A 23,513-nucleotide genomic window follows, 5' to 3' on the forward strand; every position below is an offset into this window, starting at 1 on the left:
TATGTCATCCATGATAAATCACTGAAAGATCATCCCATGCACTCCAGAGCGTGGGGGTTTTGCGCAGCGCGTTCAGCGTGTCGGCGGCGGCCTGACGGTAATCCTCCGGCGCATACGCCTGACTCTCCAGCCCAAACTCCGCCGCGTGCAGCGAACAGATCGGCAGCAGCGTTCGGACGCTGTAGCCATAGCGCGATAAAAACCGCGTTGAGACGTCCGTTAACCACGCCTTTTGATCCCCTGCCTGGGTGGAGAACAGCGGCGCATCCGGCAGGCGTTCGTCCATCAGCAGCACCGTCACCAGGCGGTGAGGGGCGAAAAACGAGCTGGCGCGTCGGCCTTCGTGCGCGGCCATCAGCTTATGCAGCGCAGGGTGACGGGTAATAAACTGAAAGCGCACATCGGCTGGCGCGGTGGCGAGCAGCGCATCCACGATCAGACCAAAGCCCGCCCAGCGCATGCCCAGTAGCAGGGTGCGAGATGAACTGTAAAATGCCTGCTCCCGCGTCCACTGCGCCACGTACCCGTGCAGATCAAAACTAACGTTGCGCGCCCAAAGCGCGGGCGGGAAGATCTGCTCCACGAAGTTAAACCCGCTCAGCTCATGCGCATTCTGATGCAGAAAATCAGCCGGAACATCGGCCTCCGGGCAACGCATAAACTGGCTGTAGTTTTGCGTGATCCGGTTTGCCAGCAGCGTGCGCCCGGCCTGGCGCGCGCAGAGTCGCGCATAGAGACGCGGCAAAAGCATCATTGCTCACTCTCCCGCAGGGTGCCGTTTTCCATGGTATAGAGACGCCCCTGACAGCCCACCACGTCCGGCGAGTGGGTGACAAACACCAGGCCAATCCCCAGGCTACGCAGGTTCGCCAGCACTTTCTGCGCGGTCGTTTTATCCAGATTCGCCGTCACTTCGTCACAGAGCAGAAGCTTAGGCTGGCTGTACAGGGCGCGCGCCAGAACCAGACGCTGCATCTCCCCGGCAGAGAAAAAGGTGTTCCCCGGCAGCATCTCCGTTTCGTAGCCGTGCGGCAGCCGGGCGACGACGTGATCCACCTCCGCCAGCCGACACGCGGCAATGACCTGCTCTTTATCCGGTGCGCTGTCAAAGCAGGCGATGTTGTCCAGAATCGAGCCGGTGAAGAGAATATCGTCCGCATGGACGATGCGGATGTGCTGACGCAGCGAGGAAAGATCGCACTCGTCAATGGGGATCTTATTGATCCGCAGCGTGCCAGACGATGCCAGCAGCATGCCGGAGATCAGACGCAGCAGCGTGGTTTTTCCCGACCCGCTCTGGCCCACAATCACCGCTTCTTCGCCCTGCTTCAGGGTCATGTTGATATGCTGTAGTGTGGCCTCCCGGCCAGGATAGGCAAATGAGACATCCTCAAATTGCAGACAGACCGGCGAGGTGACAATCCGCTTCCCAAACTGGCTGGTTTCAGAGGGGGCAAACAGCAGGTCGCCCACGCGATCCAGCGGCCCCTTGAGGGCATTTTTGTCCAGCAGCTTCTGCGCCACCTGCACCATGGCATCGGAAAAATAGCGCTTATAGCTGATATAGGCGTAAAGCATCCCGATGCTCATCTGCCCTTCCAGGATCAGCCACGCGCCAAAGCAGACCACCAGCAGTTGCTCGGCATTGATCACCAGCAGCGAAGCCACGTCAAAGCGGGCCAGTAGCCGCTCTTTACGCATTAGCCCGGCGATGTGCTCGCGCTGGGATTTGTCCATCACCGCATCCCGGGCCTGCTCCATGTTGTTCGCTTTGAGCGTTATGATCCCTTTCTGCGTCTCCACCAGCAGAGACTCATACTGGGCGGTGCGCTCGATGGAGTCATCCACCGCGCGTTGATAGGGGCCGATCAGCGAAAAGCGGATCAGAAAAAACACGCCCATCAGCAGCATTGTCAGCAGCGCAATTTTGACGTTATACAGCAGCATAAACAGCAGGCTGGTGACGGCGATCAGGCTGGAAAAGAGAATTTGCACGTAACCATTGCTGATGAACTCCGCGCAGGCGTGGAGCGATTTCTCAATAGCCAGCACGATGCCCGGCGGGCGCGAGCGGAACCAGCTGGTCTGGGTGCGCAGCATGTAGTGGCGCACGGACTGGCTTAAATCGTCATAGGCAATGTTACGCATCAGGATCTCAAGCAGCTGCTTGAGGAATTTACCGATGACTTCAAAGATAAAGACGATAGCGAAGATCGCGGTGAGCAGGATCACCAGATCGCTGTCGCTGCGGGAAATGGCCTCATCCATAATCAGCTGCACGTAGGTGGGGCTTGCCAGCATGGTGATGAGAGTAAAAATACAGAGCACAAACAGCAGCAGCTGGCGCTGGAACAGGCTCGGAGATTTATTGGCTAAACGGCCAAGCGTGAGCTTTTCATCCGGGGATTTCTTTTCGAAGCACGGCGTGGGCTTAAGCTCAAGCACATAGCCGGAAAAGAGTTTTTCCGCCTCTTTCAGACGGTAACGACGCACGCCGCTGGCCGGGTCGTGAACGGTCACGCTGCGGCTGTCGATCTTCACGATGACCACGAAATGGTTGCCGCGCCAGAAGGCGATGAGCGGCAGCTCAGACGTTTCTATTTCAGTGATTTCGCCTTTAAGCACCCGGCCAGACATATTTTTATCGCTGGCAAGGGTCATCAATTCCGCCATTGAGGTTCCCGCATCGGCGGAAACGGAAATCTCCCGGCGCAGCTGGCTGACGGAGACATGGTGGTCGTAGTGCCCCAACACCATCGCCAGGCAGGCCAGTCCACATTCGGTAAATTCATGCTGGCGAATAACAGGGGTCTTACCCTGTTTTTTATACTGAAAGAGCGAAAACATAATGATCCGTGGCTGAAATAAAAAAATGGCCCGGCAATGCGGGCCATGCGTACAACGTGCTTCTCGCTTAGGCGCTGAAGAAACCGCCGATGAAGCCGCCCACCAGGCCGAATACGCCGCCGATGGTGCCGCCCAGCGCGCCTAACATCTGGCTGCCCGCGTTATAGCCCGCACTTGCGCCCTGAATAGCGGCAGCAAACGGATCCCAACCACCGATGATGGCCTGTGCTTTTTTGAAATCGATAACTTGCATGATACTTTTCCTGTTAACGTGAATTAGTTGTAGCTACCAACCAGCGCGCCCAGGAAGCCCATTGCGCCACCCAGAACTCCGCCAACCACACCGCCAACCATGCCCATGATGCTGGCGCCGGTGTCGTAACCCAGCTGTGCACCTTTAACCAGACCAGCGAACGGGTTTAACGCGCCGCCAATAATGTCTTTCGCTTCTACGAATGAAATCGCTTTCATTTTTATCTCCTGTAGTGATGGATCTTTAGCATGATGCTAAAGGCTAATTTCCTTTTATGAAGGAAAGCGGTTGCTACGGGCAGGTGGTCAGCGGAATGATTTTATTGCCATAAATAATCATCCGCCTTGCAGCCTGCCCGGCATTATCTATTTCCAGCCGTTGCCCCGGTGGAATATATTTTGAATTGTTGTATTGCGTACTGCACCCGACCGAGGAAACATATTTAAAATAGGTATTCCCGGTATTACTCACCACCCCGTTGCTAAACGCATAATCAAAATGTCGTGTCCATGGTCGGACAATCAAAATAGCCTCAAGCGAGACCACCACATCCGACTGGATGCGCTGGCCTTTGCGCGTGATCACCTTTGCCTGGAGCGGCGTCTCGGTGAATTTTACGCGATAGTATCGCTCTTTGTTGTCATGCGGGCCGGTATAATAAAATTTAAAACCCGCGCGTTCACCGCTCCCCAGCGTTAATTGCTTAGGCGAATACATGACTTCGCCGTCTTTTATTTCGGTTTCTTTTCCCTTCTCTTTAGGAACGTCTACCTGAATAAGCGACACGGTATAATTCTGACGCTCGCTGGTATCGTTTTTTATCGGCTGAAAAACAACTTCTCTTTCGGGAAGAAAATCAATATTCAGACTTTCGATAATTAAAGCATTTGCCCCTGTGGAAATGAAGCAATTTATTGCAAAAATAGCCAGGAATTTTCCAGTCATGGTTGATTAATTCCAGGATGCGCTAACATCTATTCTTCCCTGCGCGGTCACTTCACCAAACCAGCTATTTCCGTCATAGGTGGTTTTCGATACCGGATTATCCATAACGAACTGGAGGATCAGCGGTGTTTTCCAGAGCCACATATCGGTCACGCCGGAACTCATTTTGTCCCACTCTTCCGCATGGGTGGCCGGCGCCGGGATCGACAGTACTTCGCCTTTACAGTTGTGCGCCATCAGCGTCTGGCTTTTCCCCACCAGCACGTTGCCCGGAATGGGAACCGTAAAGCCGTTGCCGCTAAAGGCGCAGTAGTCCACCCCATTCAGGCTTTGGGTAGGCCCGGTGACTTTTACCGTGACCGCAATCGCCGCATCTTTTTGCGCCCCGCTGTAGGTGATGGTGTAGGGGATCTCAATAGGCGCTTCGCCGATAATGCCTTTCCCTGAGCCGCCCAGACCGTCAGGATCGAGGGTGTAATCCGGGTTGTCTGGCACAATTTCCAGCCCGGGTTCGATAGGGTTAATCACCAGGCCGCCCCCCGGCTGGAAGCAGAAATCCGCCGCCAGCGAGCTGTTGCCGGGCGTCAGACACAGGCTGACGATATTGCCAATGTTGCTGCCGTCCCCCGCCTGCGCCACGCTCAGAATTAACGCTTTCGGCAAAAAGATTTTAAGGTACGCTTTGCCGCCGTTTTTCTGCGGCGCTGCAAGGAAGGTGTTCGCCAGGACACGCGTATCGCTCAGGATACCGCCGGAGATACTGTACCAGGTGTTTTCATCGAAGGTCAGCTCGGCGGCAAGCCCGGTGCCGCCGCTCATGTGCGATTGCAGCACGCTGTTGACGCGGGAAGAGGTGAGCGCCAGCCCTCCGTTGTAACCGGAGATATCTTCCCCAACAAACGTGTATTCGAGCAGGTCGCACAGGACGCCAGAGACCGTATTACGGGTGTACTTGGTGCAGGTGGCCCCCGTTGATCCATCGACAATCGTCACCTCGCCGCTGATCGGGTCAATACCCAGGTTAAGCGCTCTGGAGTTGGTCATGGTCAGCGTGCCCACCTTGTGAAGCGTATTGGTGGTGGTCACTTTGTTGATTGAGCTGATTTGCGGCGTGGAGGTGATGGTCACTTCATCCCCTGGCGCGGCGTTGAGCAAATAGTTAAAGAACGGATCGCCCAGTACCCAGCGCCCGTATGACGTGCCGGGCTCCATCACCGGCGGCTTAACCACCATCGACGTGTCGGTATAGCTGGTCGTCGGGGTGTACCCCGTGTTGCCGCAGGACGAGGAACACGCCGTCCCTTTAAAGAACGGAGAAGCGCTGGAACCGGTCACCGAAAAGTCGATAGTTAACGCGCTGCCTGCCGGGCCGTTGAAGCTGTTGTCCGGGATGTAAGTGGCGATACCGTTATTCGTTTTCGCACTCAGGGTCGGCCACTCGCGCGAACCGTGTAAAAACGCGGTCGACGTGCTGTTCAGACTAAACAGCCCTGCGCTGTTTCCCGTACCGTTATTGTCCGGGTTATTAATGGCGAAATAGGGCAGCTCCTGCGCCTGGGCCGCCGCGCTCATCAGCAGTAAATTAAGAGCGAATATCTTTTTCATCGTCACGTTCCTGCGTTCCTTTTGCTTCCTGCCAGACGAAATCGCCTTTGTCGCAGGAGATGTCCCCAAGCCACAGCGCACCGCGGTTAGACTCGATGTCCAGGCGCACTTCGCAGACGCTGTCGTCCGGCGTGGCGATACTCAGGACAGGGTTGTTCTTATCAACGTCGATCACGAAGCGTCCGTCGTTTTCCGTCCGGGTCAGCCCGACGTGGTTTTTGATCTGCATGGCGCCAATCGGGGCCCCGTTTGCATCCACAAGACGACCAAACAGAGTGACGATTTTCTTCACCTGCGGCTTCATCACCACGGTATTGCCCGGATAAACCGTGATATGGCGACGCGCATTCGCGCCAATCTCATAGCTTTCCGTACCGGTTTCACTGTTCATCACTTCCAGGTCATAAGCCTGGTATGCCGGCAGCGACAGCCAGGTCTTATCCCCTTTGATGCGTTCTGCCCGGCCGTTAAGCTTCAGGGTCAGCGCTTCATCAGATTTGAGACCGGTACTGACAATCACCCCTGCGCTTTCGGTGCCTTTCCCGGCGGCGATGGCCTCTTTGGACCAGCCCACGCTGCCGTCACTGGTCAGCGTGGAGTTCCAGCCTTTACTCATGCCGCTCTGGACGCTGAGGATGTTGCTGTTCCACGGCGTGTCGAAGTTCACGCTGCCGCCGCCGCTTACGCTGCGATCCTGGCGGCTGTTAAAGGCTTTTGAGACGTTGGCAGTAGCCGATTTCAGGTAATCGCCTTCAAACTGGCGGCTGGCGCTGACGTTCAGCGCCGTGCCGGTATCGCGATTGTGGGAAACGCCAACCGACACGGTATTGCCGAGCGGTATAGCGAAATCGAGCATCACGTAACGATCTTTCTCTTCGTAATACCCGTCGTATTTGTTGCGCGACATTCCCACCCGCAGGCGCGCCGTACCGTAGCGACCGGCGTATAACCCCTGGGAGTAGTCCAGCTGATAGCGTTTATAGCGATAGAGGTCGTCCTCCTGGCGCATCAGGCTCAGGTTGCCCGCCGAGGGCAGACCGAACGACGGCAGGCTAAAGGAGGCGCCCCAGGTATTGCCCTTGCTCTCATAGATATCGAGGAACTTGCCACTGGAGAGCTGTTCATGGGAGTACCACACCGAGCCGATCTGCCACGGCAGGCTGAGATTCGCCCCATAGTTGGCGCGATAGGTTCCGTCGGAGGCGGCCATGGTCTGGGTATTCACCGAGAAATAGCCCGTCAGGTTCAGGGAGGCCCACAGCTCGCTGACGATGTGTTCCCGCATCATGTAGGTGGAGGCGTTCCAGTCGACCATCCCGCTGCGCTTGCTGAACGAGGCTCCCACCAGCGACATGGTGTCTTTATGTTTGGTGTCGTAATCGTAGTAGTAGGTGTTGTCCTGCTCGTTTTTGCGTTTCGCGTATTTTTTATAATTGACGACGGATTTATCGCGGCTATACATCCCGCCCCACATCTGCCAGCGCAGCGTTTCCGACACGTTGCTGGAGAACGGCTTATTTACGGTGTACATGTTACGCGACACGGTGCGGCTTCCGCTCACCACCTCAACTTCGATGCTGTAGATCCCGTAGGGCAGGCTGCTGGTGTCAATTTCATGGTTGCCGACGTCAAAGCGCTGAATGCCGATAAGCTGCCCGTCACGACGAATACGGGCCTCGCCCGCCGTGGGGAAATAGACCACCACCGGCGTCAGAGAGAGCGTGTTATCGCGTTTGCGGGAGTTGGCCTGGTTGCCCATGGAAACGCCGTAGACTTCACCGCCGGAAATCCCGCTGACGCTCGCCAGAGACTGCATCGCCCAGCCGTTCAGCATGCCTGCGGCGTAGCGCATCCCCTGATAGTCGCGCTCCCACATAACCGCGTTCATCTGGGTATCGCTGCTGCTCTCGTTGACGTAGCCAGAGCCATCGATCAGCACATGATCGACGCCCATTGAGATCCAGTTTCTCGCGTTCAGATAGCCCGACGACCAGCTGTCACCGTAGCCGCTCTCGGTGTGATACGCCCCGAGGTTGTAGGAGAACGTGCCGCTCAGGTCGTCAGACTCCGGCGCATCAATATCCACCTCACGCGGGCGAATATTCACCCCGTAGTCGCTCTGCGACAGATTCAGCAACAGGCGCATTTTTTTCTGATCCAGTTCGAACGCCGAACCCGCGCTAACCGGAATACGCATCTGGTCATCAAACTGCTTATCGTTAATGCTTTGCAGTAACGCCCGCATCTCTTTTGACAGACGAATGCCGTTATCAGACTCCTGGACCTGAACGTCCCTCAGCCCCAGCTTCAGATCTTTTGCAAAGAGCGTCACGTCACCGATACGAACATATTCACTCGCCGTGCCTTCGTGGTTCCCTTGTTGTGCTGAGTGTGGACGCGTATTCACCAGATAGACGGGAATTTTGATCCCCTGCTCCAGCAGTGCATAAAGCGAGTCGGGAAAACGGTAATTAGCGATAACCACGGAGCTTGAGGCTGCATGCGCAAGCGCGGGCAGCGTGCCGGATGCGCAAGCCATCATCACCGGCAACACTAATTTATTTTTCACCATGCATCCTTACTTAACAGGAATGAACTGTTTCAGGTCCCATATTCCGAGATGAAAATGGTTATCCGTAACGTTGATATCCTCGATAGCGCGCGAGGTCTCTGGCATCAGGTAGAAGTTTTTGCTACACGGCGTGCCGGGGGATTCCGGATTCGGCTTCAGGCAGGTCCCGGTCGCATTGACGCGAAACGAGGTGTTCCCTTTATTGGTTATTTTTCCCGCCACATAGACGAAATCAATCTTCTTATCCCGGGGCTGAACCACCAGAATGGTGCTCACCACCGCGCGCGTCATCCCGGTGCCGTTTTTTGGCGAACCGCTGTCCACCTCTTCGCTTACCCCTTCATCCGTGAAGGTAATGCGGTAGTAACGCTCTTTGTTATCGGCGTTCCCGTGATAGTAAAATTTGACTATATTGCTGGTACCGGCGGGCATCACCATGCGCGTGGGCGTCAGCAACAGTTCGTCCACTTTCTCCGGATTAATGACGATCCCTTCATCCATTGGGCTGCTGATCCGCTGTGCGCGAACAGAAACAATACGCACGCTGTCTGCTTCGTTTTTTATTTCCTTGGCGGTGGAGTCAGCATCCGCAGAAATAATGGTGGTGACTTTTCCCACATTAATGGCCAGCGCGGAGGAAGAGATAAATAATAAAAATAAGAAGGCGGATTTGAGGTTAAACATGCTATTTCCCTAAACAGGGGCTTGCGCCCCTGGATCGATCAGGCCTTAGCCCCAGGTTGCGCGGAACGCAACAGACACGGTCCCTTCCCACAGGCTGTTGGTCAGGTCTTTGAACTCTTTCGCCGTACCGGCATTGTCCTGAGCGGAGTCAACGTAGAAGACGAATTTGTCCTGGCCGGTAATTTCGGTATCTGCCGCCGCGCCTGCGCTGGTGGTCAGGTTCCACAGGCCAGAAGAGACGCCGGTGTTAGAAGAGGAATCAACCAGCGTGGTCCATGCGGTTGATTTCGCCCCCACGGTGCCACCGATAGAGCCCAGGTCGTTACCGCCCCAACGCGCACCCACTTTCAGCTTGGTCGCTTCACCACCCACGCTGAACAGCGTGTTGTTTGAATCGTCGAGGATAGCTTCGAGTTTGAAGCTGGTCGCCGTAGAGTGATCGCCACGGATAGCCACATCAAACAGACCGGTGTCGGTGTTGAAAGATTTGGTGTTGGCGCTGTAAACAAAGTTCAGAGCACGCGTTGGCGTAACAACCAGATCGGATTCGCTGTCTTTGGTCGCGGTTGCCTGCCATGTGGCAGAAGCCGTCGTTTCTGCTGCATTAACTGCGCTCAGGGCAGAAACAGACAGCAGGGAGCCCAGAACGATAGCGTTCAGTTTGTTCATTTATTTAGTCCTTCAAAAAAGAATCCACGTGTATAAAAAGGGGAGCCCCTTTTTCGAGGCGGAGTATAGACAGCCGCAAAATAACGAGGCAATACAGAAAAATTCACTCGACGGAGAGCAACAATAAAAATATAAATAAATTTCTCGTATCTTATTGTTACGTATTGAGTAAATTACTCACTTTCCCGAGTAATAGATAAATATCGATTTTTTAATAAAGAGAAATATCAGGACGTCGGGACAGCCACACACATCATTACAGGCAACACCAGCCCCTTAATTAACCACGCATGTTTTTTTACGCTGGTAATATAGAAGAAGTTGATATTATCAAGTAACATTTCGTTTACAACGCCATCCGGCGCCGCATCATCTTCAGATTTATTCAGCTTTTTATCCTTAATATAAAAGATATTGCTTCCATCGACTTTTTCCACGCTGAGCGTGTAATTTCGGTCAATCAGGTAGCTTTTGCCCTCTTTCTTGAGCACGCCTTTATGAATAACCGTCACAACATCTTTGTTGTTAAACAGGAAAAGCGTGGTTAGCGACATATCGGTTGACTCACCCGTGGAATAGGTTTTCCAGGAAATGGTATCTGACTGGCAGCCAAACCCCTCATCCTGCGCTCTGGTAAAATAGATCCATAACAACGCGATGACAGACAGCGCCAGTACGATACTGAACAGTACACTCATTTTAGTCCTTGACATATTTTAACTCCCGGTCAGGCTTCTGTAAGAAATGCAGTTCTTATAATCGTCGATACTGTCCTGCTGATAACAGATGGCCAGGAAATAATTTTCTATCTGCGACTTTTTAAACCTGGAATAGTAAGCATCTGCAACCTGATGTTGACAGTCGATATGTTGACTGGCGATGACCTCTTTTACGTGATTAAAGTAGTGCTGTCGCGGCTGATACATATTCTTATCGATCAGGTATACCGTACACCGGTCCACTTTACCGAGCAGATGCATATCAGAATCTTTCAGGCTCTCGGCATAGGAATCCCGTTGGTGCAACAGTAAAACAGCGGTGCCGATAACGGTAATCAGTAATAAGGTGCAGAGAGAAATAAAGAGTCTGTGCAGCGATATTAATTGTTTAGGCGGATCGGCATCTTTCTTATGCGCTAGCGTATCGAATGATTCAGAGGCAGATTGTTCACTAAGCGTTGAAACAACCGGCGGCCTGACCGTGTGGTGTTCAATATGCGCGGCAAGGCTAAATCCCTTGCCACGTATCGTTTTTATCAGTAAAGGGTCGCATCCTAATGTACGAAATGCTTTTCTGATTTCACTTATGGCAACATTCAGACTCACCGAAGAACCAGAGAAACCATGATCCTCCCAGACCTTCTTTATCAGGTCGTCTCTGTCGAGAGTTTTACCATTATTGATGATAAGTTCATAAAGCAGACGACCCGCCTGGTTAGATAACTTAATGGATGACTCTTCCTCTCCATTAATCATGATCATACCGGTGTCGACTTCATAAAGCATTGTAAGATCAATGAGATACTTCATATTATTATTACGCCATTGTTAAAATTATGTGCATTTGCCAGGCAATAATAAGTCTAAAGTTTGTGTGGTCAAGTCGCGTGATATTAATTGAGAGATGAATTCATAAAGCTTCATTAATTAACAATTATTAAATCATTAATAAAAATATTTGAACCAACGCATTTAGGTTAAAACATTAAAAAAAACTAACACACAAGATTATAATCTTAAACTTTAGAAATTGTTGGAATAATGTTTTGTTATGTACTTTTTTAGTGCAACATAATATCGTCAAAGCATTCTCCCGAGTCGCCATGCGTCTAGCCGGTACATCAGGGACATGTGTAGCCGATTAACATTCATTTTAAATAACACAAATCTTCATGGAGTTTATCATGTTCAAATCGATCATGACCGTATCACTGCTGGCCGCTGCTATTGCCTCTACCAGCGCAGTGGCCGCAGACAATTCAGCGGGTGGTATTATTAACTTTACCGGCGCTATTACCGATACAACCTGTACCATTAACGGCGGTAAAAGCGCAGACTTTACCGTTGCGCTTTCCCCTATTTCGGTAAAAGATGCAGGCACCACGGTTGGCCTGATCACTAAGAATAAAAAATCTATTGCGCTGACTTTCTCAGGTTGTTCACCAGCAGCCGGAACGACCGGCACCCCGCTGAAAGTGTATTTCTCCAGCGCGGATAATATTTCCACTGACGGTAAATACCTGCTGAATAACAGCGTGAACGAAAGCGATGCCAGCGTGGCACGTAATGTCGGTTTTGCGTTAGTGGAGCCAGGTTCGTCTACGCCAATTACCCTGAACCAGCCTTACACCACGGATATTATGGGTACAGCGACCGCGCCAGATTCCGAGACGCTGACGCTGGATGTTTATTATTATAAAACGAACGCCGCTGCCGCCACCGTGGGCGAGTTAAGCTCCAACGTAACGTATACCATTTCCTACCTGTAATAATGATTATTCAGGCTCTGTTTTCGCAGAGCCTGTATTTAAGGTTGCAATCATGCGCAAGGCAATTTTGCTGGCAGGCTTACTGCTAAGCACCGGTCACTCATGGGCCAATATTGTCATTAATGGCACCCGTGTCCTTTATCCTGAAAATAACAAAGAGGTGATCGTCCAGTTAATGAATACGGGCGATGCGCCCGCTCTGGTGCAATCCTGGATAGATGACGGTGATATTAATTCCACGCCGGAAACAGCCAATGTGCCGTTTTTGCTGTCGCCGCCAGTGATAAAGGTTAACGAACATAATGGCCAACAGCTTCGTATTAAAAAGCTGCCGTCCAGCTTGCCTGCGGATCGCGAATCCGTCTTTTTCCTGAATGTTCTCGACATTCCGCCCAGACCTGAAAATCTGCAAAACCAGAATACCGTTCAGCTGGCGATTAAATCCCGTATCAAACTTTTTTACCGGCCCGCTGCGCTGAAAGGCACGCTGGATGACGCGGTGGCGAAACTGACGCTCGCCGCCGAAGGCGATCGCTTTCGCATTACAAATAACAGTCCGTTCCATATTACGGTCGCCAATATTTCGCTGGGTAAAACGAAATTGCTCCAGGAGTCCCCTATGGTTTCCCCGTTTGGGCAGCTGACGGTCGCCGCAAAAAATACGGTTAAGCGCGGACAGACCTTCCAGCTGATGTATGTGGACGATCTTGGCGCGTATAAAACCCGGACTTTCACCAGTCAGTGATCGGAAAGACTCACCATGAAAATGAAACAAAACAGACTCTGTCTGCTGGCAGTCTGCACGCTTCTGCTTTCGCATAAATCAGGGGCCGTCTCGTTTGATCCCTCCCTGCTTGCTGGCGCATCCGGTGAGTCCGATCTGTCTCGCTTTTCCGAAAACAACGCCATGCCTGCCGGCAGCCAGGAGATGGATATCTACGTAAACGGCAGCTGGAAGGGACGTTATACCGTCATCTACGGCGAGCAGCGTGACGACATCCGCATTGCCTGGAAAGATGCCCGGTCGCTTGGCATCAACACCACGTCCGTGCCTGCGCCCGCCATTGCGCACGGGCAGGTTCAGCTGCGCGATCTGGTTCAGGGCGGTGAAGTCAAAACCGATACCAGCACTCTGAGTCTGGCGCTTACCGTTCCGCAGGCGGCCGTGCTGCGTACTGAAGAAGGTTACATTGCCCCCCAGTTCTGGGACGAGGGGATACCGGCGCTGATGCTCTCGTGGAACACGACCTGGTACAACACCCGCGCGAAAGGCGCTGCGAAAGACACAAATGATGATTTTTATGCCGGGCTGGATTCCGGCGCCAACCTGTTCGGCTGGCAGTTTCGCGACAGCAGCGCCTGGCGGAAAACGGCCAGCGGAGAGAGTAGCTGGCAGAATAATACCCGCTACCTGCGCCGTCCCCTGGCCTCGCTGAAATCCAACCTGACGCTGGGTGACTTTTATATTCCTGGCGATCTGTTTGATTCCCTGCGCGTGCGCGGCGTGTCGCTGGCGTCGGACATGAAGATGCGCCCAAATTCACAGCAGGGTTTTTCACCGGTGGTTCACGGCGTGGCACGGACGAACGCCCTGGTGAAAGTTATCCAGAATGGCAACGTGATCTATCAGGAGAATGTGCCGCCGGGCCAGTTTACCCTCGACAGCATTCAGCCTACCGGCTCCGCGGGCAATTTGCTGGTGGTGGTGCGTGAAGCGGACGGTTCACAGCAGTCCTTCACGGTGCCGTTTTCCGCCGTACCCGGGATGCTAAAAGAAGGGGTGAGTCAGTACAGCGTGGTGGCGGGTAAAGTGCATCAGAACACGCTCGATGCCGAACCCGCATTCATGCAGGCCACGCTGCGCTACGGGTTTAATAACCTCATCACCGGGTATACCGGGACGATTATTAGCGATAACTACCAGGCCGGGCTTGTCGGTACCGGGTGGAACCTTCCCTTTGGCGCGGTCTCGTTTGATGTCACCCACGCCAAAACCACCCTACAAGATCGCACCAGCAGCGGTCAGAGTTATCGCGTGTCGTACAGCAAATTTATCGATACCACCGCCACCAACTTCACCCTGGCGGCCTATCGCTATTCCACTAAAGGCTATTACAGCTTCAGCGACGCGCTCTATTCGCGCGAAGGGTATCAGCGCCTGAGAGCGCAGTACGACGACTATGAAGATCGGTTTGGCGTTGCGCCCGACATGTCGCTAAGCACCTGGGACGCCATGCGCGCGGCGCAGCCCAAGAATACCTTTACGCTTAACCTTAATCAGCGCCTGCTCAATAACTGGGGCACGGTGTTTGTCTCCGGCACACAGCGCGATTACTGGAACTCACAGCAAACCACGCGCGAATACCAGATGGGCTATTCCAACGCCATCGGCCGCGCCAGCTATACCCTGTCGGCCAGCCGGGTACGGAACAGGGACAGTGAAGAAGAGACGCGCCTTTACCTCTCCCTCAGCCTGCCGTTCTCGCTGTTTGATAATAATGCGTGGATCACCTCCAGCCTGACGGCCAGCGATTCGCATTACGAGCAGAGCAATATCAGCATGAGCGGGAACGCGCTGGCGTCGAACCGACTGAGCTACACCCTCTCCGGCAGTAATGCGCGGGGGGGTAAAAATGCGGCAAGCGTTAACGCCGCGTACCGTTCGAACTTCGCAACACTCGGTGGCTCTTACAGCGAATCCTCCGACTACCGCCAGACCGGGCTCAGCGGACGCGGCAGCCTGGTGGCCTACCCGTGGCACGTTCTCGCCTCAAACGAAACCGGCACAACCATGACTATCGTCGATGCGCCAAAGGCGGAGGGGCTGATGGTGAACGGCGATGAAAGCATTATGACGAACCGCGATGGCGTGGCGCTGGTGCCTTACGCCACCCCGTATCGCAAAAACGCCATTACGTTAACTGAAACTGAAAACAGCGCTGGCGCGGAAGTGATCGGCAATATGGCTAACGTGGCTCCTTACGACGGGGCGGTGAGCTATATCCGCTTTGAAACCGACAAGCGCCAGTCATGGGTACTTCATGCGACGCGCGCCGACGGCAAACCGCTGCCCTTTGGCACCGAAGTGCTGGATGAACATGGTGAATCTGTCGGGTATGTCGGACAGGCCAGCGTACTGTATATCCGTGCTGAACGGCCGCCACGCGCGCTCAACGTGCATCTCCGCGGCGGAAAGTGCGAAATCTCCTCCCCGGCCTGGGGGCTGAACAGCCCCTCATCGGTTTGCCATTAATTACGGATTATCAAAATGTTACGATCATTCATGTTCCTGCTCCTCACCAGCGTTAGCGGGATGAGCTATGCCACCTGCTCCGGCAGCAGCATCGTTTATGGCACACCGATTACCATTGATTTATCGGATAAGCTGAGCCCGGCCACGCCCACATGGACCGGCAGCTTCACCACCCAGTACAGCGGCTCGTTCAACTGTACGACGGGTAATAGCGAATTTTCTTACACGCCGATCCTCTCGACCGACAGCAAATACGCCACCATCCTCGGATTCAGCAACAACAAGTATATGGTGCGGGCGGAGATCACCAATCCCCCGGCCAATAAAACCCTGTCTGCCAGCGGTAGCCATACGGCGTCTGAGCTGAATACACCGTTTACGGTTCGCTTCACCCTCGTTAACCAGAGCGGCACCACCCTGACGGGGGATACGGCGAACATGAGCGACGTTCTGTTCGTCAGCGACATGAGCGGGTTATCTATCTGGGAAATCATCACCTGGCCAATCAATCAGGTCATCAAGATAGCGCAGTGGTTATTCAGCGGGTTCAAGTGGCCTTACGACAACCGCGATATGTTTGGTCAGCCGATGATCATCAAATACGCGCCGAAACTGACTACCTGTTCCTTTGATAATGCGGGGCTGACCGTGGCGCTGCCGACGCTCGGCATTCCCCAGCTCAGTGCATCCTCACAGCCGGGGCTTACGCCTTTTTCACTGAACATGAGCTGTCAGAACGTCGGGGTTAATGGCAATTCCGATCGGGCAATTGAGATGTTTCTGTCCAGCACGCAGCTGCTTTCGACCGACAGCTCGGTGCTGATCGACAGCAGCAGTAGCGCGGCGCAGGGCGTGGGGCTCCGCCTGATAAAACGTGACGCCCCGCAAACGCCGGTGACCTTCTCTACCTCGACCACCAGCCGTGGCAACGCCACAATGATCTTCAGCGTGGCGGCTGGCGCGGCGCTGGACGAACATTTCACCCTTCCGATGGCGGCGTACTATTACGTGTGGGCACCCGCCCAGGTGAGCCAGGGTAAGATCAATACATCGGCTACGCTGAATATTATCTACCCCTGATGTGGACTATTCCTCCATCTTTCCAACCGTCTGCACATACTTAATCAGTTCGCTGTGGTTGGAAAGATTCAGCTTTTTCATCGCATTATGCTTCTGCGTCGCAATGGTACTGACCGAACGGTTTCGATGACGGGCAATCTCCGTCGTTGAAAATCCTTCCACAATAAGATGAAGCACCTCCCACTCTCTGGCCGAGAGGATGGAGCGCGCCCGGGAGCCGGACCGCATTACCCGCCTGAGCCACGAAGAGATCGACGGTTTTTGCCCGTCCGCCATGAGCAACGCGGGTAATTCCTTTTTCAGTTCAGTCAATTCATCCTGCTGACTGATGGTTAATTCAAATTTCATCTCCAGAACTTTTTTTAACAGCCCGTAAGGCAGCTCGGGCACCAACAGAACACGCCTGACGTGATGGGTTTTACATAAAGATGTAAAACGGCTGCTGACCTCCGCACTCCACTCTTTATGATTAAGCAGATAATTAAATTCAGTGAAGAAAACATCCACGTTATTATCCGCCACCGCCGCCAGTGCCTGTTCTGTGGAATCGACCTGAGTAATATTCAGTACGTAATCGGGTAAAAGATCCTGGAGCGCCCGGAATATTATCTCTTTAAATATATTTATTTTGTAAAACACCATTACCCTTACGATACGTTCAGTATTATTCATGTCTTTTCTAAATTTTCGTGACCGGAGGGAAATGATAATAGTTTATGTACATACCACTCACAACCTCTTCGCGCCAGGATTTTATCCTTCTCAGGCTTAAAAATCTGAACAAGGTCATTAAATTCATAGAAAAAATTCTATTTTATTCTGCGCGCTGTTTCCCCTTGCAGATAAAGCCTTGTCGATAACTCTGCCACGATCACAATTTTTCTTACAGAAATAGCATTAAGCCACTGAAAAATCGGTTGATTAACCCCATTAATTAACCGTCCGATGCTTATTATCCGCTCATTTACAGAATAAAAATCTGGCATGAATATTATTAGAAGATTAAAACAATTGCATATACCATTAAAACCCTTTTTCAATTTTATCTTCCTCTAATAATTGGCATAAGCTTTACTCGACGGTTTGTATTGGCTTACATTGATGCCATCGCATCGCGTTATTTAAATAAGTGCTCGCTATTCTTTTAATAAGAGAGTGCGAACCGCCATTTTCTCTTATATGGACTGTTTACTCAGCGAAAGGAGAATGCCAATGCAAAATAAAAAAACAATTCACGTTGCCGTTGTTGACAGCTGCGAATTCACGATGATTGGCCTGCAATCGCTTGGAAAGCGTGAGCCTGATGAAAAACACGACGTTATTTTCCATGGGTTTACCCATATCGAAGAACTTGCTATGAGTGAACAACTCTTTGATATCATCATTTATGATCCGTTGAATACGCGTCATTTCCGGGTGACGACAAATGACGACATTCTCTGCATTAAACAGAAACAAGTGACGGCGAAGATCTATATCTATTCGTTATCCGCCGGCTATTTGAAATTCAAACATGTTGATGGGGTAATCAGTAAAAGAGTCTCCCTGGGGGATATCAAAGCGCTGTGGCAAATACTGATGAGCCAGACGCCGCAAGAGTCTGGCCGTTACAATGTAGGCATGACGACCCGCTTACGCACCCCGGCGAGGCTGTCCAGCGAGGAGGCCAGCGTATTGCGCGGCTATTCCTGTAATCTCAAAACCAAGCAAATCGCCCGTCAGCTGGGGTGTAACGTCAGGCTGGTTTACTTTTATAAGAACAACGCCATGAACAAGCTTAAAGCCGTGCGTGGCCCCTCGTTTTACCAGAGCATTCGCTGGATCCTGAATTAAGAATTTGACCGTGTGTCGTTTGCCTTTTGTTCCCGTGTCCGCGGGAACCTTTTTTTCATTTCCTGAAGGCTGTTCCATGTATACCGTTCTTCCCTCTCCCCTGTTGCAACGTATCTCAGGGCTGCGCTTCCAGCCGCTTGTCGATCTTCATTCGGGCCAGGTGTTCGCGCATGAAGTTCTCGTGGAGATCCATAACGTCAATCTTGAGGTGCTGTTTGCCTCGCTGCCCTCGCGCAGCGCGCTGCAAATCTTCTTCTGGCAGGCCAACACTCTGTTACAGATACCCGCCCGGGACGCTTACTGGCTAAACCTTCCGGCAGAACACCTTCTCGACGAACGCGCTATCCGGTTGTTGCTGGCGTTACGCCATCAGCAGCGGTTAACGATTGAAATTCAGGATCCCCTGACCATCACACGGCTGAGCGAGGCTGAGCAACGTCATCTTCATGCCACGCTTGTTCGGTTAAAAGAGGCGGGATGGCAAATCTGGCTGGACGATTTAACCCGGGAGTTGGCTGAGGCCTTCGCGCGGCTTGCGCTACCGCTGGATGGGGTAAAAATTGACCGTTCAGCACTGCGCGAGCGCGCGCCGCTTGCCCCGTTTGTACAGGAGGTCAGGGCAGGTATCGCGCAATCAATTCTTATCGAAGGCATCGAGAATTCGCGGGATCTGGCGCGCGCCCGCGCGTCCGGCGCACAGTCTGGCCAGGGTTTTCTGTGGCCCGAAAGCCGAACCGATGCCCGCGTAACGCTTTGACGGCCAGCGGAGCGCTGGCCTTTTTACCGGGGCTTACCAGCCCGGCACCGCGCCACCGTTAAAAAGGGTCTCTGCCGCTTTCGCCACTTCCGGCGACTGATAGGACTGGATAAATTCCTTCACGTTTTCAGCGTCTTTGTTGTCTTCACGCGTGACCACAATATTCACATAGGGTGAGTTTTTGTCTTCAATAAAGACGCTGTCGTGTACCGGAGACAGCCCCGTTTGCTGGAGATAGGTGGTACTGATGATGGCCACATCCACTTTCGGATCGTCCAGCACGCGCGGCAGCTGCGCCCCTTCCAGCTCCATAATCTGTAAGTTTTTCGGGTTCGCGGTAATATCCAGCGCCGTTGGCAGCAGGCCAACATCCGGTTTAAGGGTAATCAGCTTCTCTTTTTGCAGCAGCAACAGCGCGCGACCAAGGTTGGTGGGATCGTTTGGAATCGCAATGGTTGCGCCGTCCTTCAGCTCAGACACCGATTTAATCTTTCGGGAGTAACCCGCCATCGGGAAGACGAAGGTATTGGCCACGGCGACCAGCTTGTAATTGTGCGCCTTGTTATCTTCTGCAAGGAAAGGGCGATGCTGGAAGACGTTGGCGTCCAGTTCGCCCTGGTTGGTGGCATCGTTGGGTAGCAGCGAGCCGCTAAAGCCCACCAGCTCAACATCCAGACCGTATTTTTCCTTTGCCACCTTTTTGGCGACTTCCGCCACGTCCTGCTCAGCGCCATTGATTACGCCGACTTTAATGTGTCTGGCATCATTGCCGCCCTGGTCACAGCCCGCGAGCAGCAGGCCAGTCAGGAGAAGCACACCCATTCGAAGTTTCACGAGACAGTTCCTTTTGAAAGACGTTTTGAAGACTATATCGACAACGAGACGGCAGGCTAAAAAACGAAAAGGAATCAGTAAGACGGTTAAGTTATATGCGGCCTGTTGCCGGGTGGCGCTGCGCTTACCCGGCCTACGTGACGGGGGAAGTGTAGGCCCGGTAAGCGTAGCGCCACCGGGCGATGGGCATCAGGCTACGGTAGTCCAGGCGCAAGCAGAACCGCTAACCTCACGCCTGCCGACGCAGCGGCGCTTCGCGCAAAAACCACGACAACACAAACGCCAGCACCATAATCCCCGCCGCCAGCATGAACACCGCATGGATCGCCGAGCCGAACGCATCCAGATAGTCCAGACGCAGGGCATCAGGCAGATGGTGTATGGCAACGGGATTAAGTTCGCGCGGCAGTTCCGCCCCTTCCGGCAGCCTGTCGATCAGACCTGATTGCAGAATATGGGTGAACACCGCGCCAAACAGCGCGACGCCAATCGCCCCGCCAATGGAGCGGAACAGCGTCACCCCAGACGTCGCGACGCCGTATTGATCGGCTGACACGCTGTTTTGCACCGCCAGCACCAGCACCTGCATCACCAGTCCCAGCCCCATGCCCAGCACGCCGGTAAACAGGTAAAGCTGCCAGGTTGGAGAGGTGATTGAAATGCGCGTCAGTAACATCATCCCCACCACGCCGAGCAGCGTGCCGAGGATCGGGAACAGACGATATTTCCCGGTACGGCTGATGATGCGCCCGCTGATGATGGAGGTGAGCAACAGCCCCCCCATCAGGGGGATGAGCTGCAAACCGGCCTGCGTCGGCGTGGCGTCTTTTACCACCTGTAAATAGAGCGGCAGGAAAGTGACGGAGCCAAACAGCGACATGCCGATAATAAAACCGATCAGGCTACAGAGCAGGAAGCTGCGGTCGCGGAAGAGCGACAGCGGGATAATCGGCTCCCACGCCAGCCGCTCTTCGTAGATAAACCCGGCGATCCCCGTCAGGCCGAAGGCCAGAATGCACCACAGCTGCGGGTCGCTCCATTGGCGGATCGTCCCCCCCTCGGTGGTAAACAGAATGATGCACAGCAACGCCATGCTGAGGTAAATCGCCCCCAGGTAATCAATCTCATGCTTGCTGCGCCGCGCGCTGCCGTGGAAAACCGCGCCAATCACCAGCAGCGCAAACAGCCCCAGCGGCAGGTTGATGTAGAAAATCCAGCGCCAGGATGCGTGCTGAACGATAAACCCGCCGATCAGCGGCCCTATCACCGTCGCCAGGCCAAACACGCCGCCAAACAGCCCCTGATAGCGACCCCGATCGGCAGGCGGGATCACGTCCGCCACGGCAGCCATGCTGATCACCATCAGCCCCCCGCCCCCCAGCCCTTGCAGGGCGCGCATCAGCACCAGCTGGGTCATGTTCTGCGCCAGACCGCACAGCGCGGACCCCACAAGGAACAGCACAATCGCGATTTGCAGAACGATTTTTCGGCCAAACAGATCGCCGAATTTGCCGTACAGCGGCACCACGATGGTCGAACTGAGGATATAGGCCGTTACCACCCACGAGAGTTTATCCAGCCCGCCCAGCTCACCCACGATGGTCGGCAGCGCGGTGGAAACAATGGTCTGATCCAGCGCCGAGAGCAGCATCACCAGCAGGAGTGCGCTGAACAGCAGCTTAATCGACGGCGCCTTTTTCGCAGGTTGAGTCATTACGTCGGACTCCATAAGACATCACTTGAAATTAATTAATCGTATAATTAATATTTGTGGAAGTGATGAATAAGATCAAGAGATACGGTGACCATGTCAGCACAAAAGGACAATTCTGAACCCCGCCGCCCCGGTCGGCCACGCGGCGGCAAGCGCGTTACCGCCAGCCGTGAACAGCTGCTGGATATCGCCCTGAATCTCTTTTCCCGCCAGGGGATCGCCAATACGTCGTTGAACGCTATTGCCCGCGAAGCAGGCGTGACGCCCGCCATGCTGCACTACTACTTCAACTCCAGAGAACAGTTGCTGGATGCGATGATTGAGGAGCGCTTCCTGCCGTTACGCGAGCGGATCGGGGCGATTTTCGCCGACAACCGGGATTCGCCGGTGGATGCCCTGACGGAAATGGTCAGGGTGCTGGCCGAACTGGCGGAAAAGTATCGCTGGTTTGCCCCGCTGTGGATGCAGGAGGTGATTGGCGAGATGCCGGTACTGCGCACCCATTTGCAGGCACGCTTTGGCGATGAGAAATATCACACCACGCTGGCAACCATCAAAGGCTGGCAGCAGGAAGGAAAGCTGAATCCGGCGCTGGCCCCCGAACTGCTGTTCACTACGCTGCTGAGCCTGGTGCTGGTGCCGTTCTCCCGCATGCGCAATGACGAGAGGCTTAGCGCCCTCTCGCCGGAGATCGTGGTGCGCCACGTGTTAGCCGTGATAGGCACCGGGATCGGCGGTTAAAGATTTTTGGACAGATAGTGTCTCTGCATTCCCTGATAAGGGTAATCCTGCAAGGACATCTGCACCTGATAACCCTGTTTTTCATAGAACGGACGCGCCTGGAAGCTGACCGTATCCACCAGCGCGTGACGACAGCCTTTGCGACGGGCCTCCTCTTCAGCCGTTTTGATAAGCTGGCTTCCCACACCCGTACCCCGCACGCTGTCACTGACCCACAGATAGTCGATGTTCAGCCAGTCGCCTTTCCGTACGCCGATTAACCCGCCCAGCATGACGCCATTGTCGTCTCGCATATATACGCCAATATCGCCACTAAACGTCGCCAGATCTAAATACTGCGCGTTATAGGCTCTTAGCCCCGTTAATAATTCTTCTTTTTCTTCAGCCGTGACTTTATCTGTAATGCTCAGGTGCATAAATCTCTCCTTATTTTCAGCGCAATCTGAATATCTCACAGCTTAACCTTCATAAAAACTCCTTATTTCCTCCATTGTTTAAACAAGGAAATATTCATTCAATATGTAAATAAAAAAAACCTTTCCAATAGGCTCCGAAAACGTATAATGAGAACGATCATTCTCACTTTTTACGGTAGCCGACGATGAGCACAAAGCTGGAAGAACGACAAAAACTACGGCAGGACGAAATCATCACCGCCGCGCGCCGCTGCTTTCGCGCCAGTGGATTTCACGCTGCCAGCATGTCGCAGATCGCCAGCGAAGCCAGGCTCAGCGTCGGACAAATCTATCGCTATTTCAGTAACAAAGACGCGATCATTGAAGAGATGATCCGGCGCATTATCGACTCACGTATTGAGGAGATGCAGGGCAAAACCCTGGTTGAAGGGATGCCGCAGGCGCTTGCCTGGCGCCAGACGCTTAACGAAGATGATGACGCGCTAATGCTCGAAATGTCCGCAGAGGCCACGCGCAATCCGCTGGTGGCAAACATGCTGATCGAAGCCGAAGCCCGCATGTTCGCCAACGCCTGTGAGCACCTTAAAAAGCAGTTCCCCCACCTGAGCGATGAGCATATTCGCTGCTGCGTGGAGATTACCGCTGTGATGATCGAAGGCACGATTTACCGTCGACTCACGCCTTTAAAATTACCGTCAGAACAATTAGAGCCCATATACCAGAATATTTTAAATATGCTTTTCTCTGCGAAGTAATCGCATGTGAATAATTAGCGGAAATAATTAATTTCCCTTTTTTCATTTCTGGCTCAGCCAGAGATGC

The 23,513-nt window shown here is 53.4% G+C and carries 23 protein-coding genes; 8 read left to right on the forward strand and 15 right to left on the reverse strand.

Translation table 11 applies throughout. The features are described 5' to 3' along the window. Positions 1-4: 4 nt before the first annotated feature. The 11 genes from AM329_RS17700 to AM329_RS17750 form a co-directional block, all read right to left on the reverse strand. Positions 5-754 (reverse strand): hypothetical protein, encoded by a 750-nt coding sequence (locus tag AM329_RS17700; RefSeq protein WP_003860969.1) that lies wholly within the window; start codon positions 752-754, stop codon positions 5-7. Further along, positions 751-2,847: a peptidase domain-containing ABC transporter gene (locus AM329_RS17705; protein ID WP_032608168.1), complete on the reverse strand. Its 2,097-nt coding sequence runs from the start codon at positions 2,845-2,847 to the stop codon at positions 751-753. Before AM329_RS17705 ends, AM329_RS17700 begins: the two co-directional genes overlap by 4 nt. A 67-nt stretch (positions 2,848-2,914) precedes the next feature. After that, positions 2,915-3,100, reverse strand: coding sequence for a hypothetical protein (locus AM329_RS17710; protein ID WP_001196016.1), 186 nt, complete (start codon positions 3,098-3,100; stop codon positions 2,915-2,917). 23 nt (positions 3,101-3,123) lie between these two features. Then, positions 3,124-3,318, reverse strand: a complete 195-nt coding sequence (locus AM329_RS17715; protein ID WP_022646586.1) for a hypothetical protein — start codon at positions 3,316-3,318, stop codon at positions 3,124-3,126. Positions 3,319-3,391: 73 nt separating this feature from the next. Next, positions 3,392-4,045: a hypothetical protein gene (locus AM329_RS17720; RefSeq protein WP_006812468.1), complete on the reverse strand. Its 654-nt coding sequence runs from the start codon at positions 4,043-4,045 to the stop codon at positions 3,392-3,394. A gap of 6 nt (positions 4,046-4,051) precedes the next feature. Continuing rightward, the gene (locus AM329_RS17725) at positions 4,052-5,650 is read right to left on the reverse strand and encodes a hypothetical protein (protein WP_023315112.1); all 1,599 of its coding nucleotides are present in this window, start codon (positions 5,648-5,650) and stop codon (positions 4,052-4,054) included. Next, on the reverse strand, positions 5,628-8,222 hold the full coding sequence (locus AM329_RS17730; protein ID WP_032608167.1) for a CS1-pili formation C-terminal domain-containing protein: 2,595 nt from the start codon (positions 8,220-8,222) through the stop codon (positions 5,628-5,630). The genes AM329_RS17725 and AM329_RS17730 overlap by 23 nt, the downstream gene beginning before the upstream one ends. 6 nt (positions 8,223-8,228) lie before the next feature. Beyond that, positions 8,229-8,906: a hypothetical protein gene (locus AM329_RS17735; protein WP_022650117.1), complete on the reverse strand. Its 678-nt coding sequence runs from the start codon at positions 8,904-8,906 to the stop codon at positions 8,229-8,231. A 45-nt stretch (positions 8,907-8,951) separates the two neighbouring features. Beyond that, complete coding sequence (locus AM329_RS17740; RefSeq protein ID WP_003860995.1) at positions 8,952-9,575, reverse strand: common pilus major fimbrillin subunit EcpA; 624 nt, start codon at positions 9,573-9,575, stop codon at positions 8,952-8,954. 227 nt (positions 9,576-9,802) lie between these two features. Then, the gene (locus AM329_RS17745) at positions 9,803-10,273 is read right to left on the reverse strand and encodes a hypothetical protein (RefSeq protein ID WP_032608166.1); all 471 of its coding nucleotides are present in this window, start codon (positions 10,271-10,273) and stop codon (positions 9,803-9,805) included. Positions 10,274-10,291: 18 nt separating this feature from the next. Then, positions 10,292-11,104 carry a winged helix-turn-helix domain-containing protein gene (locus tag AM329_RS17750; RefSeq protein WP_022650116.1) on the reverse strand — a complete coding sequence of 271 codons (813 nt, stop codon included), beginning with the start codon at positions 11,102-11,104 and terminating at the stop codon, positions 10,292-10,294. 374 nt (positions 11,105-11,478) lie between these two features. Between AM329_RS17750 and AM329_RS17755 the strand changes: the two genes are divergently transcribed. Genes AM329_RS17755 through AM329_RS17770 form a run of 4 tightly spaced genes read left to right on the forward strand, consistent with a single transcriptional unit; the run spans position 11,479 to position 16,396 of the window. After that, positions 11,479-12,063 (forward strand): fimbrial protein, encoded by a 585-nt coding sequence (locus AM329_RS17755; RefSeq protein WP_022646579.1) that lies wholly within the window; start codon positions 11,479-11,481, stop codon positions 12,061-12,063. A gap of 52 nt (positions 12,064-12,115) precedes the next feature. Then, on the forward strand, positions 12,116-12,808 hold the full coding sequence (locus AM329_RS17760) for a molecular chaperone (RefSeq protein ID WP_001223973.1): 693 nt from the start codon (positions 12,116-12,118) through the stop codon (positions 12,806-12,808). 15 nt (positions 12,809-12,823) lie between these two features. After that, complete coding sequence (locus AM329_RS17765; protein WP_032608164.1) at positions 12,824-15,316, forward strand: fimbria/pilus outer membrane usher protein; 2,493 nt, start codon at positions 12,824-12,826, stop codon at positions 15,314-15,316. A 15-nt stretch (positions 15,317-15,331) separates the two neighbouring features. Further along, on the forward strand, positions 15,332-16,396 hold the full coding sequence (locus AM329_RS17770) for a fimbrial protein (RefSeq protein WP_022650114.1): 1,065 nt from the start codon (positions 15,332-15,334) through the stop codon (positions 16,394-16,396). 6 nt (positions 16,397-16,402) lie between these two features. Here AM329_RS17770 and AM329_RS17775 read toward each other — a convergent pair whose 3' ends face one another. Continuing rightward, positions 16,403-17,038 (reverse strand): LuxR C-terminal-related transcriptional regulator, encoded by a 636-nt coding sequence (locus AM329_RS17775; protein ID WP_032608163.1) that lies wholly within the window; start codon positions 17,036-17,038, stop codon positions 16,403-16,405. Positions 17,039-17,608: 570 nt separating this feature from the next. Between AM329_RS17775 and AM329_RS17780 the strand changes: the two genes are divergently transcribed. Continuing rightward, complete coding sequence (locus tag AM329_RS17780; RefSeq protein WP_015570093.1) at positions 17,609-18,229, forward strand: LuxR C-terminal-related transcriptional regulator; 621 nt, start codon at positions 17,609-17,611, stop codon at positions 18,227-18,229. Positions 18,230-18,305: 76 nt separating this feature from the next. After that, the gene (locus tag AM329_RS17785; protein ID WP_032608162.1) at positions 18,306-18,986 is read left to right on the forward strand and encodes an EAL domain-containing protein; all 681 of its coding nucleotides are present in this window, start codon (positions 18,306-18,308) and stop codon (positions 18,984-18,986) included. A gap of 33 nt (positions 18,987-19,019) precedes the next feature. Here the strand turns inward: AM329_RS17785 and nlpA are convergent, their stop codons facing one another. Further along, entirely contained in the window at positions 19,020-19,808 is a 789-nt protein-coding gene (nlpA, locus tag AM329_RS17790; protein WP_032608161.1) for a lipoprotein NlpA, read from the reverse strand. A gap of 241 nt (positions 19,809-20,049) precedes the next feature. After that, positions 20,050-21,549 (reverse strand): MDR family MFS transporter, encoded by a 1,500-nt coding sequence (locus AM329_RS17795; protein ID WP_032608159.1) that lies wholly within the window; start codon positions 21,547-21,549, stop codon positions 20,050-20,052. Between the two features lie 78 nt (positions 21,550-21,627). On the opposite strand from AM329_RS17795, the gene AM329_RS17800 reads away from it, so the two are divergent. Then, the gene (locus tag AM329_RS17800) at positions 21,628-22,275 is read left to right on the forward strand and encodes a TetR/AcrR family transcriptional regulator (protein WP_003861018.1); all 648 of its coding nucleotides are present in this window, start codon (positions 21,628-21,630) and stop codon (positions 22,273-22,275) included. Here AM329_RS17800 and AM329_RS17805 read toward each other — a convergent pair. After that, positions 22,272-22,691, reverse strand: coding sequence for a GNAT family N-acetyltransferase (locus AM329_RS17805; RefSeq protein WP_022650109.1), 420 nt, complete (start codon positions 22,689-22,691; stop codon positions 22,272-22,274). The genes AM329_RS17800 and AM329_RS17805 overlap by 4 nt on opposite strands. A 185-nt stretch (positions 22,692-22,876) precedes the next feature. Here AM329_RS17805 and AM329_RS17810 point away from each other — a divergent pair, with 185 nt between their 5' ends. After that, positions 22,877-23,446 (forward strand): TetR/AcrR family transcriptional regulator, encoded by a 570-nt coding sequence (locus tag AM329_RS17810; RefSeq protein ID WP_032608158.1) that lies wholly within the window; start codon positions 22,877-22,879, stop codon positions 23,444-23,446. Positions 23,447-23,513 lie beyond the last annotated feature (67 nt).

Source organism: Enterobacter cloacae complex sp. AR_0002 (assembly GCF_001922365.1).
GTDB lineage: Bacteria > Pseudomonadota > Gammaproteobacteria > Enterobacterales > Enterobacteriaceae > Enterobacter > Enterobacter hormaechei_C.